The 19,149-nt window shown below is 37.8% G+C and carries 12 protein-coding genes and 1 pseudogene; 10 read left to right on the top strand and 3 right to left on the bottom strand.

Annotated elements, in window-relative coordinates; all coding sequences use genetic code 11:
- Positions 1–2 precede the first annotated feature (2 nt).
- The 5 genes and pseudogenes from H4O20_RS15260 (at position 3) to pbpC (ending at position 8,531) form a co-directional block, all read left to right on the top strand.
- Positions 3–1,883 (top strand): Ig-like domain-containing protein, encoded by a 1,881-nt coding sequence (locus tag H4O20_RS15260; RefSeq protein WP_306785646.1) that lies wholly within the window; start codon positions 3–5, stop codon positions 1,881–1,883.
- A 12-nt stretch (positions 1,884–1,895) separates the two neighbouring features.
- Positions 1,896–2,564: pseudogene (locus H4O20_RS15255) on the top strand (MG2 domain-containing protein); the annotation flags it as partial.
- Between the two features lie 21 nt (positions 2,565–2,585).
- A complete protein-coding gene (locus tag H4O20_RS15250) occupies positions 2,586–5,633 on the top strand; it encodes an alpha-2-macroglobulin (RefSeq protein WP_306785649.1) in 3,048 nt (1,015 codons plus the stop codon).
- A 75-nt stretch (positions 5,634–5,708) separates the two neighbouring features.
- Entirely contained in the window at positions 5,709–6,062 is a 354-nt protein-coding gene (locus H4O20_RS09995) for a GIY-YIG nuclease family protein (RefSeq protein ID WP_185099157.1), read from the top strand.
- A 105-nt stretch (positions 6,063–6,167) separates the two neighbouring features.
- Positions 6,168–8,531 carry a penicillin-binding protein 1C gene (gene pbpC / locus H4O20_RS09990; RefSeq protein ID WP_185099156.1) on the top strand — a complete coding sequence of 788 codons (2,364 nt, stop codon included), beginning with the start codon at positions 6,168–6,170 and terminating at the stop codon, positions 8,529–8,531.
- A 127-nt stretch (positions 8,532–8,658) separates the two neighbouring features.
- Here pbpC and H4O20_RS09985 read toward each other — a convergent pair whose 3' ends face one another.
- Positions 8,659–10,173 (bottom strand): T9SS type A sorting domain-containing protein, encoded by a 1,515-nt coding sequence (locus H4O20_RS09985; RefSeq protein WP_185099155.1) that lies wholly within the window; start codon positions 10,171–10,173, stop codon positions 8,659–8,661.
- 314 nt (positions 10,174–10,487) lie between these two features.
- On the opposite strand from H4O20_RS09985, the gene H4O20_RS09980 reads away from it, so the two are divergent.
- From H4O20_RS09980 to H4O20_RS09965, 4 genes are read left to right on the top strand one after another with little or no spacing between them, the layout of a single operon-like run.
- Positions 10,488–10,976 carry a GbsR/MarR family transcriptional regulator gene (locus tag H4O20_RS09980; protein ID WP_241836846.1) on the top strand — a complete coding sequence of 163 codons (489 nt, stop codon included), beginning with the start codon at positions 10,488–10,490 and terminating at the stop codon, positions 10,974–10,976.
- A 10-nt stretch (positions 10,977–10,986) separates the two neighbouring features.
- A complete protein-coding gene (locus H4O20_RS09975) occupies positions 10,987–12,117 on the top strand; it encodes an efflux RND transporter periplasmic adaptor subunit (RefSeq protein ID WP_185099154.1) in 1,131 nt (376 codons plus the stop codon).
- Positions 12,118–12,126: 9 nt separating this feature from the next.
- The gene (locus H4O20_RS09970; RefSeq protein WP_185099153.1) at positions 12,127–15,270 is read left to right on the top strand and encodes an efflux RND transporter permease subunit; all 3,144 of its coding nucleotides are present in this window, start codon (positions 12,127–12,129) and stop codon (positions 15,268–15,270) included.
- Between the two features lie 13 nt (positions 15,271–15,283).
- A complete protein-coding gene (locus tag H4O20_RS09965) occupies positions 15,284–16,675 on the top strand; it encodes an efflux transporter outer membrane subunit (protein ID WP_185099152.1) in 1,392 nt (463 codons plus the stop codon).
- A 66-nt stretch (positions 16,676–16,741) separates the two neighbouring features.
- On the opposite strand, the gene H4O20_RS09960 is transcribed toward H4O20_RS09965, so the two are convergent.
- The gene (locus H4O20_RS09960) at positions 16,742–17,212 is read right to left on the bottom strand and encodes a CYTH domain-containing protein (RefSeq protein WP_185099151.1); all 471 of its coding nucleotides are present in this window, start codon (positions 17,210–17,212) and stop codon (positions 16,742–16,744) included.
- Between the two features lie 80 nt (positions 17,213–17,292).
- The gene (locus H4O20_RS09955) at positions 17,293–17,940 is read right to left on the bottom strand and encodes an NAD(P)H-binding protein (RefSeq protein WP_185099150.1); all 648 of its coding nucleotides are present in this window, start codon (positions 17,938–17,940) and stop codon (positions 17,293–17,295) included.
- A 57-nt stretch (positions 17,941–17,997) separates the two neighbouring features.
- Here H4O20_RS09955 and dinB point away from each other — a divergent pair, with 57 nt between their 5' ends.
- Positions 17,998–19,101 carry a DNA polymerase IV gene (gene dinB, locus H4O20_RS09950; RefSeq protein ID WP_185099149.1) on the top strand — a complete coding sequence of 368 codons (1,104 nt, stop codon included), beginning with the start codon at positions 17,998–18,000 and terminating at the stop codon, positions 19,099–19,101.
- Positions 19,102–19,149 lie beyond the last annotated feature (48 nt).

Below are 19,149 nucleotides of genomic sequence, written 5' to 3'. Positions count from 1 at the left end.
GTATGAAAATTTCACTCAAGGTTTTTTCCATCGTTTTGATTCTTCTCGTTTTTTCCTGTAAAGACAAGAACAAACACGCCGAAACAGACAACCTCTTCAAATTCAAGGATTATATTTCCTATAACACTTACGGAAATCAATCTGTTACAACTGATATTCGCGTTGAGCTTACGAAATCGTTGGAGCAGTTTGAGATGACAGAGCAACTTTCTGCTGATGATTACTTAAGTATTTCTCCAAAAACAAAAGGGAAATTGGTAGTTGAAAACGGCAAAACCCTAATATTTCAACCTTCAGAATACTTAAAACCAGACACCGAATACACTGTAACGGTAAAGCTGAATAAGTTATACGAAGACATTGCTAAAGACTTCAAAACATATACCTTCAGTTTTCATACAATCACGCCAAATTTTAAAGTTGACATCGGCAACCTTCAAAGTTATGACAAACAATGGCAATACGTTGAAGCATCTGTGGAAGCCTCAGATGTAATTTCTTTAGAAAAAGCCAAGCAATTGGTTTCAGCTTCACAGGAAGGCAAAAAGCTAAATTTGAAATGGCCGGCAGAAACAACAGAAGCTCGTTATTTCAGTTTTACAATCGATAGTATTAGCCGTGAAATGAACGATTCTGAAATCCTAATAAAATGGGACGGCAAGCATATCGGCGCAGAAAACAAAGGCGAAAACAAGTTTAAAATTCCGGGGCAAAATAACTTTACAATAGTTGATATAAGTAGCACTGTGGGCCCTTCGGCACTATTGAGCATCAACTTTTCAGATCCCTTAATGGAAAATCAGGATTTCGCTGGGCTGGTTACTATCGAAAACACCGCAGATCTGCGTTACGAAGTAAACGGAAATGTGTTGAACGTTTACCCGCCAAACCGCGTTGTGGGCAACGTAAAAGTTACCGTTTTCACGGGAATTAAAAACACGGAAGGCTTCGGTTTAAAGAAAGAATTTTCAGAATTGGTTTCTTTTGAACAGTTAAAACCTGCAGTGCGAATGATTTCAAAAGGGGTTATTCTTCCGAATTCTGCTTCTACGCCCGTTTATTTTGAAGCAGTAAATCTTTCAAAAGTAGATGTTCGAGTTATTAAAATTTACGAAAACAACGTGCTGCAATTTCTTCAAAGCTATAATTTGAACGACATTAATACGTACGATATTCGACGAGTTGGTAGGCGAATTGCCAAAAAGACTATCGATTTAAAAAATGATGACTTGTCAAGTAATGGAAGCTGGAAAGCTTACGCAATTAATCTTTCGGAATATTTTAAAGCAGATCCCGGTGCCAATTATCAACTGGAAATCAGTTTCAAAAAAGATTATATCATTTATGATTGCGCCGAGACTACAGCAAGTGAAGAAGATAGTAACGAAAACTACGAAGAAGATCCATATTATACATTCGACCCCTCTGAAGATGAAGATATTCGCGAAGAGCGATATTGGGATAACCAAATTTACCGCTGGCGAAATTTTACCTATAATTGGCAACAGCAGGACAATCCGTGTCATGCCGCTTATTACAACGAAGATCGCGTAGTGACGGCAAATATTTTGGGTTCAGATTTAGGCTTAATTGTGAAAAAAAGCAACAATCGCTCCTATCATTTTATTACCACAAACCTAATTTCTGCAAAGCCCGAAGGTGGTGTAAAAATTAAACTTTTCAACTATCAGCAGCAACTCATTGAAACGCTTACTACCGAAGCCGACGGAATAACGCTTTACGACGGCACTAAAAATGCAGCTTTCGCAGTGGCACAAAAAGGAAACAATTTTGCCTACGTAAAACTCGAAGATGGAAATGCCCTTTCCATGAGCAATTTTGATATTTCGGGAAAAGAACTTCAAAAAGGTTTAAAAGGTTAAACGTTTACCGAACGTGGCGTGTACCGCCCCGGAGACAGTATTCACTTAACTTTTGTGCTGAACGACAACGCAAATCCACTTCCAAAAAACCATCCCGTAACGCTTTCTGTGACCGATGCTCGCGGTAAATTAGTGCAACGAACTGTTCTTAATAGTGATGTAACTGGTTCCTCCTCTTTTTCAATAGGAGGTGCCGAAGGCGGAGGTGTATCGGGGGCTAGGGGGCTGGAGAGTTTTTATTATTTCCCAATCGCCACAGATCCTTCGGCACCAACTGGAAACTGGAACGCAACTATAACCGTTGGCGGCGCACAGTTTAGTAACACGTTAAAAGTTGCAACCATAAAACCAAACCGTTTAAAAATCAAACTCGATTTTGACGATGAAATTCTCGACGCAACAAAACCCGTAAAAGGTATGGCAAGCGCAATGTGGCTTCACGGCTCGCCTGCGCGAAATTTAAAAATTGATATGACGGCCACGCTTCGTTCAAGCAACACGGCTATTCCGAAATTCCCAAAATATAATTTCACGGACCCAATCCGCAGTTTTGATGAGGTTGAAATCCCAGTTTTGGATGGGCAACTTTCTTCGGAAGGTGCTATTTCTTTTAGCCAAAAGATGGAAGTTGGAAAAAACGCACCGGGAATGTTGAAAGCTACATTTTTAACGAAAGTCTATGAAGGCGGTGGTGATTTTTCAATGGATATTTTTTCGAAAGATTTGGCTCCGTTCTCTCATTTTGTAGGTTTGAAATCTCCCGAAGCCGGTCGCTACGGCTCTTATTTTACAGATGAAAACACAACTTTTGATGTGGTTTCCGTAGATACTAAAGGACAAGCTACGGCTAATCGGGAGTTGCAAGTAAAAGTTTTTCAAATTGAATGGCGTTGGTGGTGGAACCGTGGAAGAGACAATCTTTCAACATATGAAAATTCAACTGTTCACAGCCCCGTAAAAGATTTCACCCTAAAAACTGATGGCAGCGGCAAGGGAAAATTCACTGTAAATATTCCCGAAGAGGAAAGCGGACGTTATTTAATTCGGGTAATCGATAAACAATCTGGCCACGCAACGGGACGCATCACTTATTTCTACAGAAATTGGTCACAACGCCCAAGTGATGGCGATGCGGAAAGTGCGAAAATGTTAGTCTTTTCAGCAGATAAAGATAAGTATAATGTAGGTGAAGAAGCTTTTATAACTTTCCCTTCCGGTAGCGACGGTCGCGCCTTAATTAGTGTGGAAAATGGCACCGAAGTTTTGGCAACGCATTGGATTGAAACCAAAAAGGGCGAAACCAAAGCCGCGATAAAAATCACGAAGGAAATGGCGCCGAATATTTATGTGAATATTTCGCTGCTGCAGCCACACAATCAAACTAAGAATGATTTGCCGATGAGACTTTACGGTGTTATTCCGCTATTGGTGGAAGACCCTTCAACCGTTTTACAACCAAAAATCACGATGCCGAATGTGCTGAAACCTGAAGAAAATTTCACCGTAGAAGTTTCAGAAGAAAAAGGCAAACCTATGACTTATACTTTGGCTGTTGTTGACGAAGGTTTGCTGGATTTAACACGATTTGCAACCCCCAATATTCACGAAAGTTTTTACAGTCGCGAAGCTTTGGGTGTGAAAACTTTTGATATGTTCGATTACGTAATTGGCGCCTATTCGGGCAGTGTGAATAATATTTACGCAATCGGGGGTGGCGATGCGGCTTTGGGTGCAAAAAACCGAAAAGCCGACAGATTTAAACCCGTTGTAAAATACCTCGGCCCGTTTGAACTTGCGGCTGGCAAAACTGCATCGCACAATATAATGATGCCAAATTATGTAGGTTCTGTTCGCACAATGGTAATTGCGGGCGATAAAACTAAAAGCGCTTACGGCAGTGCTGAAAAAACCACACCCGTCCGTACGCCTTTAATGGTGTTGGCCTCGCTTCCGCGGACATTATCCCCGGGCGAAACGGTTGTGCTGCCAGTTACCGTTTTCGCAATGGAAAATAAAGTGAAAACCGCCACGATTACAGTAAAAACCGGTGATGCTTTGAAACCGAAAAATGGGGCTTCAAAAACTGTTACTTTCAACGAACCGGGCGAACAAATTGTGAATTTTGAATTCGATGTTTCGACTCCGCTCAACATGACAGATGCGGTTCAAACTATAGAAGTAACCGCTTCGGGCAACGGTGAAAAAGCGAGCTACAAAGTTGAAATTGATGTGGAGAACCCAAACCCGATTTCGCAAAAATCTACGCAATTCACTATAGCTGAAAATGGCTCACAAACTATAAATTTTGAAACTTTCGGCGTGCCCGGAAGCAATGCCGCGACGCTTGAATTTTCAACCTTGCCACCGATGGATTTTGGCAAACGAATGGAGTTTTTAATCAACTATCCTTACGGATGTTTAGAGCAGACTACTTCTGCCGCATTTCCGCAATTGTATTTGGCAGATGTTTTCGATATTCCATTCGACAGAAAACAAAAAATCGAAAAAAATATAAAAGCAACAATAGAGCGTTTAGGTAAATTTCAACTTTCCAACGGCGGACTTTCTTATTGGCCCGGTGAGCGCGAAGCAGATGAATGGAGTACAACTTATGCGGGGCATTTTATGCTAGAAGCTAAGCAAAAGGGATATGCCTTGCCGATAAGTTTTATGAGTAATTGGTTGTTGTATCAACAAAACATGGCGCGCCAATGGCGAAATAGTTACGCGGTTTACAACTCCAGTTTAACGCAGGCCTACAGACTTTATACCTTGGCACTGGCTGGAAAACCGGAGTTGGCTGCTATGAACCGTCTTCGTGAAAGCAAGGAATTGAGCAATGATGCCAAATGGCGTTTAGCTGCGGCTTATGCTTTGGCAGGAAAGAAAAATGTTGCTGAACAGATTGCTCAAACAGCAAATATTAATTTCGTGCCGCAGAAATCTGATTACTATAATTACGGTTCTCCTTTTAGAAATCGTGCTATGGCTTTAGAAACAATGGTTTTACTTGAAAATGCGAAACAACGCGATTTAGCATTGTCGGTTGCGAAGGATTTATCATCTAGTAACTGGTACAGCACTCAGGAAACTTCGTATGCCTTAATGACGATGGGGAAAATGGTTGAAAAGAATGGCGGTAAAGCGATGGAACTCACATTTACAAATGGCGGAAAATCGGTTGAGGTTAAAACCGACCGCGCTATTGCGCAGCGGGACCTTTCGTTTGTAATGGGAAGTAATTCAGTTTCAGTAACCAATAAAAAAGGGAATATTGTTTACGTTACGCTTTCGCAACGAGGAAAGCTTCCACTAGGAAAAGAACTTGCCGAAAGACGTAATCTCTCCATAAAATCTGAATATTTGGGAGGTGATGGAAAAGCAATCGACGTGACAAAATTGCGACAAGGAACCGAAATAATTTCCAAAGTAAGTGTTACCAATACTTCGGGAGATTGGATAAACAATGTGGCTTTGGCGAAAATCTTCCCAAGCGGTTGGGAAATTGTAAACACTAGTTTTTCAGAATTGGGCGGTGGCGCAACTGGAAACGCACGATACACAAACATTCGCGACGACCGCGTTAATTTCTTCTTTGATTTAAATAGCAATCAAACGAAGACGTTCACCGTAAAGCTAAATGCGTCCTATTTAGGAACGTATTATTTGCCGGGAACACAGGTTGAAGCTATGTATGACAATTCTTATTATGCGAGGAACAAAGGGATGTGGGTGACTATTGAATTGTGATTTTTTCTAAATGCCAATGAAAAATAACCGTGTCATGCTGAGCCTGTCGAAGCGTTTTATGATTAATTAAAATATATGAAATTCTATTTCACATATATCCTTCAATGCTCTGATAATTCCTATTACACAGGAATGACAAATGATTTAGAACGCAGACTTGTGCAGCATAATGAAGGAATAAAAAAAGATTGCTATACTTTTAAAAGGAGACCAGTAGTGCTAAAATGGCACTTACAATGTACAAATCCAACGGAAGCAATAAAGGTTGAAAAACAGATAAAAGGTTGGTCACGAAGAAAGAAAACTGCATTGATTGAAGAGAATTGGCAAGATTTAATAGAATTTTCAAAAAATTATACTGAATATGGGCATCCTGATAAAAGAAACCCGTCTTCGACAGGCTCAGACTGTCACTCGAAAACCTCATGATAAATTGAAATATAAATGTCACGCTGAGCTTGTCGAAGCGCAACACACGGGTCTTCGACAAGCTCAGACTGACATTAGTCTACATAATTGACTTTAGGAATTAAATTGAAAAGAACAACTTTAAAAAAGCATTTTAAAACTCACAAAATAAAACTCAGTATCGCGCTAGTTTTATTCGTGGTTTGGCTCTTCTGCCTTCCCTCGCCATTATTTGAGGTTCCCACCGCAACCGTAGCCGAAAGCAGCAGCGGGCAAATGCTGGGCGCACGAATTGCAGACGATGGCCAATGGCGATTTCCACAAATGGATGCTGTGCCGGAACGGTTTGAAAAATGTATTCTTTATTTTGAAGACGAATATTTCTATTGGCATCCCGGTTTTAATCCGGTTTCTATTTCAAAAGCACTTTGGAATAATCTTACTACCGATTCCCGTCGCGGCGGGAGTACAATTACCCAACAAGTTATCCGCCTTTCCCGACAAAATAAAGAAAGAACTTATTTTGAAAAATTAATTGAAATTTTTCAAGCCACGCGTTTGGAAGCAGGTTTTAAGAAAAAATCAATTTTGAATTTATACGCTTCGTACGCGCCTTTTGGCGGAAATGTGGTTGGATTGGAAACTGCGTCCTGGCGGTATTTCGGGATTCCTGCGAGCGAATTGAGTTGGGGGCAATCCGCTGCTTTAGCGGTACTTCCGAATGCGCCCTCACTTATTTTTCCCGGGAAAAACGAAGAAATTTTAAAGAAGAAAAGAGATGCTTTATTATTGAAACTTTTCAAAAATGGAGTGATTGATGAAACCACGTATCAATTGGCTTTGGATGAAAACCTACCCGGAAAACCTTTTCCGTTGCCAGAATATGCACCTCATCTAACTGAAAAAATCCGAAAAGAGCACCGCGGAAAACGAATTGAAACAACCATTGATTTTTCACTTCAACAAAAGCTAAATAATATTGTAAAAGAGCATCATTTTTTGTTGAGTCAGAATCAAATTCACAATGTTGCGGTGTTGGTGATGGATGTAAATACGCGCGAAGTTTTGGGGTATGTGGGGAATTCACCTACAACAAAAGAACACAACAACTATGTAGATGTTATTGAAAAACCGCGAAGCACGGGGAGTATTCTAAAGCCTTTTCTTTTTGCTTCAATGCTAGATGCTGGGGAGATTCTTCCGAATACTTTGGTGGCTGATGTTCCTACTTCAGTGAATGGATATACACCTGAAAATTTCGACAAGCAATTTAACGGCGCCGTGCCCGCTAGCGTTGCTCTTTCTCGTTCGCTAAATATTCCAGCGGTGCGGATGTTACGCGATTTCGGTTTACAGCGGTTCTATAATATTCTTGGAAAAATGAATCAAAAGTCAGTCGATAAACCCGCAGATTATTACGGTCTCTCGTTGATTTTAGGCGGCGCGGAAAGCAGCTTATGGGATATTACAAAAGCGTATGCGGGGATGGCTTCAACTTTAAATTTCTTCAACACTTCTTCCAGCGAATACCGAAAAAATGAATTTGTGGAACCAGTTTATGTGAAAGATCACGAGGAAATTGACTTCGGAAAAATTCAGCAAAATCCTTGGGTTTGGAATGCGGGAGCAATTTGTGAAACTTTCGATGCAATGCAAAAAGTGAACCGTCCGAGCGGTGAAGAAAATTGGGAGTTTTTTACAAGCAGTCAACCACTCGCGTGGAAAACAGGAACGAGTTACGGCTTTAAAGACGCGTGGGCCGTTGGGGTTACGCCAAATTACGCAATAGGCGTTTGGGTGGGAAATGCCGATGGCGAAGGGCGTCCGGGTTTAACTGGAATTCAAGCTGCAGCTCCCATATTGTTTGATGTTTTGAATGTTTTGCCACAAAGCGGGTGGTTTAATATTCCGTATGATGAATTAGTTGAGGTTGAAATTTGTGCAAAAAGCGGTCATCTCGCCGGACTTTTTTGCGACGAAATAAAAACGGAATGGATTTCGAAAAGCGGTGCAAGAACCGAGGCTTGTCCGTACCATCAAACCGTATTTTTAAATGCTTCCGAAAATTATCGGGTTAATTCTTCGTGTTATTCCCTTTCAGAAATGGTTCAAAAGAATTGGTTTGTGCTACCGCCGGTTATGGAATATTTTTACGCGTCTCTTCATCCAGAATATCATCCTTTGCCACCTTTTGCGCCTAATTGTAGACAGGATGGTGAAAAGTTGATGGCTTTTATATATCCAAAGAAAAATGAAACAGTGTTGCTTCCGAAGAATTTTGATGAAAATGTGAACGAAGTAATTTTTAAGCTTGCGCACCGATCATCAGAAAATATAGTTTATTGGTATTTAGATTCAGAATATATCGGGAAAACGGAAACGTTTCACGAGTTGGCTATTTCCCCAAAACCAGGAAATTATATTCTAACAGTTGTGGATAGTGAAGGAAATGAGTTGAAAGAGGGGATCCAAATTAAAACACTTCAATAAATAAAAAAAGGACTTAAGACAATAGGACTTAAGACGTAGGACAAAATGGATTTACATTAATAAAACCTTTTTGAAATCTACGCTGTCTTATGTCCTACGTCTTTTAGTCCTAGGTCCTTTTTAAATATTATTGCTTAACAAATCGAACAACGCTTGAGTTGTTGTCAGAAGTTAGTTTCACTAAATATGCTCCAGAAGCAAAATCTGAAACATTAATGTTAGCTGTATTTTGGATTTCTGAAGCGTAAACTTTTTTACCTGAAACGTCGTAGATTTCCAGTTTGTAGCTGGTAGAAGCATCGCTTAACTGAACAGTAATTTGGCTGTTTGCTGGGTTAGGGAATAAGTTGAATTTAACATTTTGAAAATCTTCAGTACCTAAAACTACGTTGTCGTAACGTACAACGATTACTTCAGAACCTCCTGTTGGAGCGTAAGAGTAACCAGCAAGAATAATTTTATTGTCTGGCTGAAGTGTGATTGCTGTACCGTAATCTTCACGCTGATTGAAATCTGTACTTACCATACCATCAACTCCGAAAGTACTGTCTAAGTTTCCATTAGTGTCAAAACGTGCCATTGCAAGATTATATTCAGTTTCACGAACAGAATATCCAGCAATGATTACTTTTCCGTCGTCTTGTAAAACAATATCGTCTGAATAATTTGGACCATCTTCTAAACGAGCCGTAGTTACACCGTTATCTCCATAAGTATTGTCAAAGGTTCCGTCTTCATTTAGACGAACAACTGCTAAATCGTGTTTAAGTCCTATATTACTGATCCACTTATGTCCTCCTAAAAGAATTTTTCCATCGTCTTGTATAGCAAGCGCTTCACCAAAATCGTTTCCATTCCCAATATTGAACGAAACCATTCCATCAGTTCCAAAGCTATTATCAATGCTACCATCACTGTTTATTCTAGCAAGTGCCATTTCAAAAGTGTTTTGATTGTTTATCAAAAAACCACCAAGTACAATTTTTCCATCGTCTTGAACTTTTACATCTTTCACATAACTTGGGGCATTAGGAAAAGTTGTAGTGGACCATCCATTAGAGCCGAATGTAGAATCTAAGGTACCATCAGTATTAAATCGGGCAACTGTGAAATTGTCATTAGAATATCCACCTACCAATATTTTACCATCATCTTGTATAGTTACAGCCTCTGATACATCAGATCCATTATCAACAAGTGCAACTCCATTTGATCCAAAAGAGTTGTCGAAAGTTCCATCGGTGTTTAGGCGAAGTGCAAAAATATCACCTGTAACATTATCCCAAGTGTATCCGCTCATAACGATTTTTCCATCTGCTTGAAGGGCTACATCTGTAGCGAATGATTTCATACTACCTATAGGCATAAGTACATTTCCATCCTCTCCAAAAGAAGTGTCGATTGATCCGTCTGTATTAAAACGCGCAGCCACTGCAATGTAAGTTGATGGTTCCCCAGCTTGTCCAACCACAATAATTTTTCCATCTGGTTGAACCACGGTAGCTCGAGTAACATTATATGTACCATTAATTACTGTGTTAACAAAACCATTGTTTCCAAAAGATTCGTCTACTACACCAGATTGTGCATTTGTAGCTATTGTAGCTACCATAAATAGAATTAGTAAGTAAAATTTGTTCATTGTATTGTTATTAATATTTATCGCGTGAAATTATTAATTATTCGTGGATTTTTTAAGGAAAATCAGGGTTTTAACGTATTAAGAATAAGAGCTATAACTCTTATAATTATGGTATTCACAGAGTTTTATGTTAAATGGAATTGGATAAGCAAAATACATCCTAAATTTTTAAAATTTCTATCTTTAAATTTCAAATTATATACTATCTAAATAGTAGTTGATTTACTCAAAATAACTTTAACAAAAATTTAAACTCTGTTTAGTTCGGTATTTTGCGAACCAATCATATCTTTGCAGCCTTATTAAAAAATATTTTGAGTAAAAAAGATAAGTTGATAGAAAGAATGGGTGTGCATTTGGAGCACAAGGAGCAATTAGCTCCTTTAGCGGCTCGAATACTTGCTAGCCTAATTTTGAAAGGTAAGAAAGGTGAAACTTTTGAAAACTTAGTATGTGAACTTAAAGCGAGTAAAAGCACAATTTTTACTCATCTCACTACTTTGCAAGCTTCTCATCGAATTACATATTACACCAAAACTGGTGATCGCAAAAAGTACTTTATTCTAAGTCCAAACGCTTGGGTGCAGTCTATGGATGAGATGATAAGTAGTTGGAATGAGGAACGTGATATTCATTTAGAGATCATTGACTACAAATCGGATATGAATAAAAGTTTTCCAGAAGATTCAGAAGAGAAGTTTGATATAAACTTTCACCATGAATATTTAAACTATTTAAATCAGGCTTCTAGCATGATGATAAACTTACGTACAAAACTAATTGAAAACCATAAAAACGACTAATTATACAAAGATGAAAAAAATACAATTTACTTATTTGCTTCCTGGTTTAGTAGGGCTTTGCTTGTTTTTTGCCAGTTGTGGTAATGATCAAAGTCAGAACCAAAGAGCTCCACAGGCACTACCATTTCCTGTAGTAACAGTTCCTTCACAAACCGTTACAGCTTACGCTACGTATCCTACAAGTTTAGAAGGTATAATTAATAGTGAAGTGCGTGCTAAAACTTCTGGTTATATAACTCATGTTTTGGTAGATGAAGGACAAAAAGTAAGAAAAGGGCAAACACTTTTTAGATTGGAAACACAATCTTTAAGCCAAGATGCCGCTGCAGCAAGAGCCAATGTCAACGCCGCTCAAGTTGAAGTAAATAAGCTAAAGCCACTAGTTGAGAAGAACATTATAAGCGGTGTTCAACTTGAAACAGCCAAAGCTAAATTAGCGCAAGCACAAAGTGCTTATAACTCTATCTCAGCAAATATTGGTTATGCTACTATTAAAAGCCCAGTAGATGGTTATGTAGGTTCTATTCCTTTTAGAGAAGGTGCATTAATAAGCCCATCTTCTCAAGTGCCATTAACAACTGTGGCGGATATAGACAAGATATATGCATTCTTTTCATTAAATGAAAAAGCTTATTTAGATTTTATCGAAAAGAATGAAGGAAAAACGCTTGAAGATAAAATAAAGAATCTGCCGAAAGTTCGTTTGATTTTGGCTAACGGTACTTTATATGATCAAGAGGGAACTGTAGAAACCATTAATTCTCAAGTAAACCCTTCTACGGGTACAGTTTCATTTAGAGCTGTTTTTGACAATCCAAATAGATTGCTTTCTAGCGGTTACAGTGGAAGAATTCAACTTCCAAATACATATGAAAATGCAACAGTTGTTCCTGCATCTGCTACATATGAAAGACAAGGGATTACATACGTTTATAAAGTACAAGGAGATACTTTAGCTACTACAAGTGCTATTAATATTTTAGATCGTGTAGACAACTTAGTGATTGTAAAAGACGGTATAAATCCAGGTGATAAGGTAGTTGCAAAAGGAGTTGGAAAGCTTAGAGACCAAACGCCAATTATAGCACAGCCAGCAGATTTTGACAGTATTGCAAAAGGATTAGAAAAAGTATTCAAATAAGAAGAAACTATGATCAAGAAATTTATTGAACGACCTGTTCTATCTAGTGTCGTTTCCATTATCATATTAATATTGGGGGTTTTAGGTATTACAACGCTACCTACCACCCAGTATCCAGAAATTGCTCCACCTACGGTACAGGTTTCTGCCAACTATCCTGGTGCGAACGCTGCGACAGTACTTGAGAGTGTAATTGTTCCGATTGAGGAACAGATTAACGGGGTAGAAGGGATGACTTACATCACTTCAACAGCAAGTAACAACGGTAGTGCAAGTATAAACGTGTTTTTTGACCAAGACGTAGATCCAGACATTGCTGCGGTAAACGTACAAAACCGTGTGGCACGTGCTACTTCATTATTACCATCAGAGGTAACTCAATCTGGGGTAATTACGCAGAAACAACAAACTAGTGCCTTAATGTTCATTACAGTTTATTCTGAAAATGAAGATTATGATGGTACTTATATTCAAAACTATTTAAATATTAATGTACTCCCAGAATTGAAAAGGATTAATGGAGTTGGGGGTGTAAACGTATTTGGTGGTAAAGATTACGCAATGCGTATTTGGTTAAAACCAGAAAAATTAGCTGCTTATAATCTAGAACCAGCAGATATTACTGCTGCTATTAGAGAGCAAAGTAGAGAAGCTGCAGCAGGGTCTTTAGGGCAAAACAATGCAGAATCTTTTGAATATGTTTTAACCTATAGCGGTAGATATAAAGAAGCTTCACAATATGAAGAAATTGTAATTAAGTCGTTAGGAAATGGAAAGTTCCTTACTCTTAAAGATGTTGCGGAAGTTGAATTAGATGCTCAAAACTACGGATCTATATCATTCACCAATGGTAATCCAGGGGTGAGTATGGCTATCTATCAAACAGCTGGATCTAATGCTCAGGAGATTATCCGTACTGTGCACGAGAAGTTTGAGGTTATGGAGAAAGACTTCCCAAAAGGAGTTAAGCATATAGTTAACTTCGACTCTAACGAGTTTTTGGAAGCTTCGATTAGTAAAGTAATAACAACACTTATAGAAGCATTCTTATTGGTGTTCTTGGTAGTGTTTATTTTCTTACAGGATTTCCGTTCAACTTTAATTCCTGCTATTGCGGTACCGGTTTCTATTGTAGGTACCTTCTTTTTCCTAAATATGTTTGGGTATTCAATTAACCTATTAACATTATTTGCACTCGTACTAGCAATTGGAATTGTAGTGGATGATGCTATTGTAGTTGTGGAAGCGGTGCATGCTAAACTTGAAGAAGGAGCAGAAACAGCATTAAAAGCAACTCACTCAGCAATGGATGAAATTACGGGGGCTATTATCTCAATCACCTTAGTAATGGCAGCAGTATTTATTCCAGTAACTTTTATTACAGGACCTACTGGGGTTTTCTATGAACAGTTTGGTGTTACGCTTATTGTGGCCATTGTAATTTCGGCAGTAAATGCATTGACATTAAGCCCTGCATTATGTGCTATATTCCTTAAAACTCACGATGAAGAAGTTAAAAAGAAAAACCTATTAGGGCGTTTCTTTAGCAAGTTCAACACTGCATTTGCTGTTACAACTGATAGATATATGAGATCTTTAGGATTTTTGTATAGGCACAAATGGATTAGTGTTGTCTTCTTAATTATTTGTGTAGTAGGTATTGTTTGGGCTTCTAATACTACTCCAACAGGTTTCGTTCCTGACGAGGATAGAGGGCTTATTTTCGCAAACGTGGAACTTCCAGCTGGGGCTTCATTAGATAGAACGGTTGGAGTTACTAAAGAATTACAAGAAAAAATTAAAGATATTCCTGGAATTAGAGATATCTCATTAGTAAATGGATTTAGTATTATCAGTGGTTCAGGTAGTAACTACGGGATTGGTTTCATTAAATTAGATAATTGGTCTGAAAGAGAAGATGATGATAGATCGGTAGAAGCAATTACTGGTAAACTTTTCGGAGTTGCTGCAACTATTCCAGATGCGAACATTCTTTTTTTCCAACCTCCAAGTGTACCAGGTTTCGGTATCTCTTCAGGTTTTGAAATGAAAGTTTTGGATAGAACTGGTGGTAGTTTTAACGACCTAAGTGTTGCTACCCAAAACTATCTGCAAGAACTAATGCAGAGACCAGAAATTATGTATGCGCAGTCATCATTTAATACAGATTATCCGCAATACGAAATAGATGTTGATATTGCTAAAACTAAAGAAGCTGGGATTAGCGTGAGTTCAATTCTTACAACCCTACAAGGATATATAGGAAGTATCTACGCAGCCGATTTCTCTAGATACGGAAAGCAGTATCGTGTGTTTGTACAAGCATTACCAGAAGATAGAACGTCTGTTGAAAGTTTGAATCAGATATTCGTACGTAACTCACAAGGTGAAATGGCTCCAATTACAGAGTTCATCACGTTAGAAAGAGTATATGGACCTCAATCGGTAACTAGATTTAACCTGTTTAACTCTGCAAGTGTGAACGGTGCAGCGGCGCCTGGATACTCTTCAGGAGATGCTATTAAAGCAGTTCAAGAAGTAAGTCAAAACTTGCCACAGGAATATACTGTAGCTTTCTCTGGACTTACTCGTGAGGAGATTTCAGCAGGTAGTCAAACTACATTTATTTTTATTCTTGTTTTACTATTTGTGTATTTCATTCTAGCAGCACAATACGAAAGCTTCTTAATTCCATTCTCAGTAATATTCTCTGTGCCAGTGGGTGTTTTTGGAGCCTATATAGTTACAAAGTTTTCAGGATTGGAGAACAACGTTTACTTCCAAATTGCACTAATAATGCTTATTGGATTATTAGCGAAAAACGCGATTCTGATTGTTGAGTTCGCGCTTCAAAGACGTAGAACAGGACTTTCGCGTATGACTGCTGCATTTGAAGGTGCAAAGTCTAGACTTAGACCTATTTTGATGACATCGTTTGCCTTTATCGTTGGTCTTTTACCGTTAGTTTTTGCTACAGGTATTGGAGCACGTGGTAACAATGCAATTGGAACAGGAGCAGTAGGTGGATTATTAATTGGAACTATTTTCGGAGTATTTGTTATTCCTATTCTATATATCTTTTTCCAATGGATACAAGATAAAATGAATAAAACCCCAGATACATTTGAAGTTGAAGTTCAAGATGAAAAATAAAAGAAATCGTACTATGAAATTTTTAAAAGGAATTGCAATTGCAATGGCTTTCTTAACGCTTCAATCTTGTTTTGTAGCGAAAGAATACAGCAGACCTGAAACAGTGGTGGAATCTGATAATTTCCGTACTGAAAACTTGCCTCAGGATAGTTTATCTATGGCAACAGTGTCTTGGAAAGAGATTTTTACAGATCCGATACTTCAAGGTTATATAGAAGAAGGGCTTAATAATAATATGGATATCCGTATTGCATTACAGCAAATTGCAATAGCAGAGGCTTATGTAAAACAAGGTAAAGCAGGATATTTCCCAACATTGAATGGTACTGCTAGAGTTGTGCATCAGGAACTTTCAGAATCAAGTAGATTTCCTGGTCAAAGCTCTTCGGTAGATCAGTTTGAGGTATCTGGCGGACTTTCATGGGAAGCAGATATTTGGGGAAAAATTAGAAGTACTAAGCGTGCTTCTGATGCTACTTATTTGCAAACCGTAGCGGCTCACCAAGCAGTAAAAAGTAGATTGGTGGCAAATATTGCAGCTACATATTATCAGCTTTTAGCTATTGACGAACAGATTAGAGTAACCGAAGAAACAATTAGTGCTCGAACTGAAGGAGTTGAAACCACTATTGCTCTTAAGGATGCAGGTATTGGTAATGAAGCTGGAGTGAAACAAACCGAAGCTCAGTTGTATACGGCTCAAGCTATACTGGTAGACCTGAAAAATCAAAGTAGGTTAGTAGAAAATACCTTATCTATTTTATTAGGAAGTTCTCCTCAACAAATCACTAGAGGTACCTTAGATAATCAAAGTATTGAAATTCCATTAGAAACGGGAGTTCCTTCACAATTGTTAAGTAATAGACCAGATGTGATAGCAGCTGAATATGGTTTGGTAAATGCTTTTGAACTTACAAATGTTGCAAGAAGTAGTTTTTATCCTTCACTTACTTTAAGTGCTAACGGTGGTTTCCAAAGTTTGGATCTCGATAAACTTTTTAATGTGAATTCATTGTTTGCTAGTGTTGTAGGTGGGTTGACGCAGCCAATTTTTAACGGGCGTAAGATTAAGACGCAATACGAAGTTTCACAAGCAAGACAAGAACAAGCGTTGTTGAACTTTAAATATGCACTTCTTATAGCTGGAAAGGAAGTCTCTGATGCAATGTATTCTATCGAAGCTGCAACAGAAAAGATTTCAATTAAAGAACGTGAAAACGAAGCCTATAATTTAGCTACTGAGTACTCAGAGGAATTATTAGATAATGGAATGGGCACTTACTTAGAGGTTTTAACCGCTCAAGAACGTGCACTAGGTTCGAGCTTAGATTTGGTAGCAGCAAAAAATAATCGTTTACAAGCAATTGTTGATTTATACGAAGCCCTTGGTGGTGGATGGAGATAAAAGTTTTTTTTGATTTGGTTGGTTAGTTGATTAACTGTCCTAGTATTTATTGCTAGGGCAGTTTTTTTATTTCCAGTTTTTAAAAGGATTTAAACTAAGTTGTGAGTTGTAATATCGAATATCGCCTGTAACTTCTTTTCCTAACCATTCAGGTTTAGTAAAAACTTCATCTTCTGAATTAAGTTCTACTTCAGCCATAATTAACCCTTCATTTTCTCCCGTAAACTCATCGATTTCAAAAATGTGATCCCCTACTGAAACTTCGTAACGAGTTTTTTCAATTATACCTTTCTCACAAAGTAGAAGCAATTCTTTAGCTTCATTTAAAGAAATTTGCTTTTCCCATTCAAAGCGAGACAATCCTGATTTATTTGACTTACCTTTTATAGTAATATACCCGTTATCTCCCTTTAATCGGATGCGTACAGTACGTTCAGGATGTGTGTTTAAAAACCCTTGTGCAATTCGTGTGCGCTTATGAGCTTCTTTTTTAAAAGCTTCGGAAGTAATTAGGAATTTACGTTCTATTTCTTTCATATTTATTTCTATATTACATTGTCAGGTTGAGCACAGATGACACCTCTTAATAGTCCTCAACTCTGCTCGAACAGACATTTTTAGCCTACAATTTCTTTAATTTTTTCGGAAGTAATTATTTTTTCAGAATAACCATCTTTCGATAAAACACGCATGGCTTCAGAAATTGTTTCGGCTTCTATCATTTTGTATTTCGCAGGAATTAAAAACCCAAAAACCTTCATAAAAGCCTCTGCTAGATTTTCTCCAAACCGAGATTCATTTCTATTTCCAACAATCAAAGAAGGTTGTAAAATGTATGTGTTATCAATTTTCTGAAGTAAAACATCACGTTGCATTTCTCCTTTAGTCTTACTGTAAAAAACACTACTATTTTCTGAGGCACCTAATGCTGAAATAACGATAAATGTTTTAATATCGTTTTGTTTTGCAAGCTTTGCAGCAGCCACTGGAATCCCATAGTCTATCTTTTTATAAGTATCTTTATTGGGCGTTTTAGATTTTGTGGTTCCAATACAACAGAAAACAACATCGGCTTTAAAGGTTTCAGAATTATTTTTTAACTGAAACATATCTATAATATACTCTTCGATTTTAGGTGAATTTATTCCCACGGAACTACGAGAGAATAATTTAATTTTATCATAAGTATCATCCTTCAGAAGTTTTTCTAGTAAAATACTTCCAGTGAGTCCTGTTGCTCCTAAAATAATAGCAGTTTTTTTCATACTATAAATATACCTACAAGTTTTGAATACCTTGTTAGATGGTATTAAATTTACATTATGCAAGAGTCTTTAATTGTTCGTAAAATAATTCACATCGATATGGATGCATTTTACGCATCGGTAGAGCAGTTGGATAATCCAGAGCTGCGAGGCAAGGCAATTGCTGTTGGAGGAAGTTCGGAACGAGGAGTGGTGAGTGCAGCAAGTTATGAAGCTCGAAAGTTTGGAGTTAGGAGTGCCATGAGTAGTGTAGCGGCAAAAAAATTATGTCCGGAACTCATTTTTGTAAACACTAATTTCGACCGCTATAAAGAAGTTTCAAAACAAATTAGAAAAATATTTTTTGAGTATACCGATTTGGTAGAACCTCTTTCCTTAGACGAAGCGTATCTTGATGTTACTGAAAACAAAAAAGGAAACCCGAGCGCTACAATGATAGCGACTGAAATTCGTCAAAAAATTAAGGATAAGACTGGTTTAAATGCCTCTGCAGGGATTTCAGTTAATAAGTTTGTAGCTAAAATAGCAAGTGATATCAACAAGCCTAACGGGCAAAAAACAATAAGTCCAGAAGAGGTTATTCCATTTTTAGAAACCCTAGATGTAAAGAAGTTTTATGGTGTTGGGAAGGTTACAAAAGAGAAAATGTATCGTTTAGGAATTTTCACCGGAATGGATTTAAAAAATCAATCTTTGGAGTATTTAAATGAACACTTCGGAAAAAGTGGACAACATTATTACAACGTTGTTCGAGGTATACACAACAGCATAGTGAAGCCAACCCGAAAGCAAAAATCATTAGCGGCCGAGCATACTTTTTCAGAAAATATATCATCAGAAATTTTTATGATGGAACGCCTAGAAGAAATTGCAACTGAGGTGGAAGGACGAATGTTAAAACGCAAACTTGCTGGGAAGACAATTACCCTTAAAATTAAGTATAGCGATTTCACTTTACAAACTCGCAGTAAAACAGTACCGTTGTTTATATCGTCTAAAGAATTAATTTTAGAAGTAGTTAAAGAATTGTTATTCCAAGAAAAAATGAAAGAGTCGGTACGATTGTTGGGAATTTCAATTTCGAACCTAAACAATGAGGTTTCAATTAAAAAATCGGTCCCAAGCGCATCGATTGATGTACAATTAAAACTAGAATTTTAAGTATGTAAAAAAGCTACTTACCTTTATACTAATTAAAAACTCCAAATT

Origin of the sequence: Aequorivita sp. 609 (assembly GCF_014212065.1) — a bacterium.
Classification (GTDB): Bacteria; Bacteroidota; Bacteroidia; order Flavobacteriales; family Flavobacteriaceae; genus Aequorivita; species Aequorivita sinensis.
The sequence above is the reverse complement of the archived record's forward strand: the minus strand, read 5'-3'. Positions and strand labels throughout refer to the sequence as shown.

Bases quoted from the DNA above. Each gene is read 5' to 3' on its own strand.
- H4O20_RS15260 (WP_306785646.1), top strand. From the start codon at position 3: ATGAAAATTTCACTCAAGGTTTTTTCCATCGTTTTGATTCTTCTCGTT.
- H4O20_RS09960 (WP_185099151.1), bottom strand. From the start codon at position 17,212: ATGAAAGAAATAGAACGTAAATTCCTAATTACTTCCGAAGCTTTTAAA.
- H4O20_RS09970 (WP_185099153.1), top strand. From the start codon at position 12,127: ATGATCAAGAAATTTATTGAACGACCTGTTCTATCTAGTGTCGTTTCC.
- H4O20_RS09985 (WP_185099155.1), bottom strand. From the start codon at position 10,173: ATGAACAAATTTTACTTACTAATTCTATTTATGGTAGCTACAATAGCT.
- dinB (WP_185099149.1), top strand. From the start codon at position 17,998: ATGCAAGAGTCTTTAATTGTTCGTAAAATAATTCACATCGATATGGAT.
- H4O20_RS09965 (WP_185099152.1), top strand. From the start codon at position 15,284: ATGAAATTTTTAAAAGGAATTGCAATTGCAATGGCTTTCTTAACGCTT.
- H4O20_RS09995 (WP_185099157.1), top strand. From the start codon at position 5,709: ATGAAATTCTATTTCACATATATCCTTCAATGCTCTGATAATTCCTAT.
- H4O20_RS15250 (WP_306785649.1), top strand. From the start codon at position 2,586: ATGGATATTTTTTCGAAAGATTTGGCTCCGTTCTCTCATTTTGTAGGT.
- H4O20_RS09955 (WP_185099150.1), bottom strand. From the start codon at position 17,940: ATGAAAAAAACTGCTATTATTTTAGGAGCAACAGGACTCACTGGAAGT.
- H4O20_RS09975 (WP_185099154.1), top strand. From the start codon at position 10,987: ATGAAAAAAATACAATTTACTTATTTGCTTCCTGGTTTAGTAGGGCTT.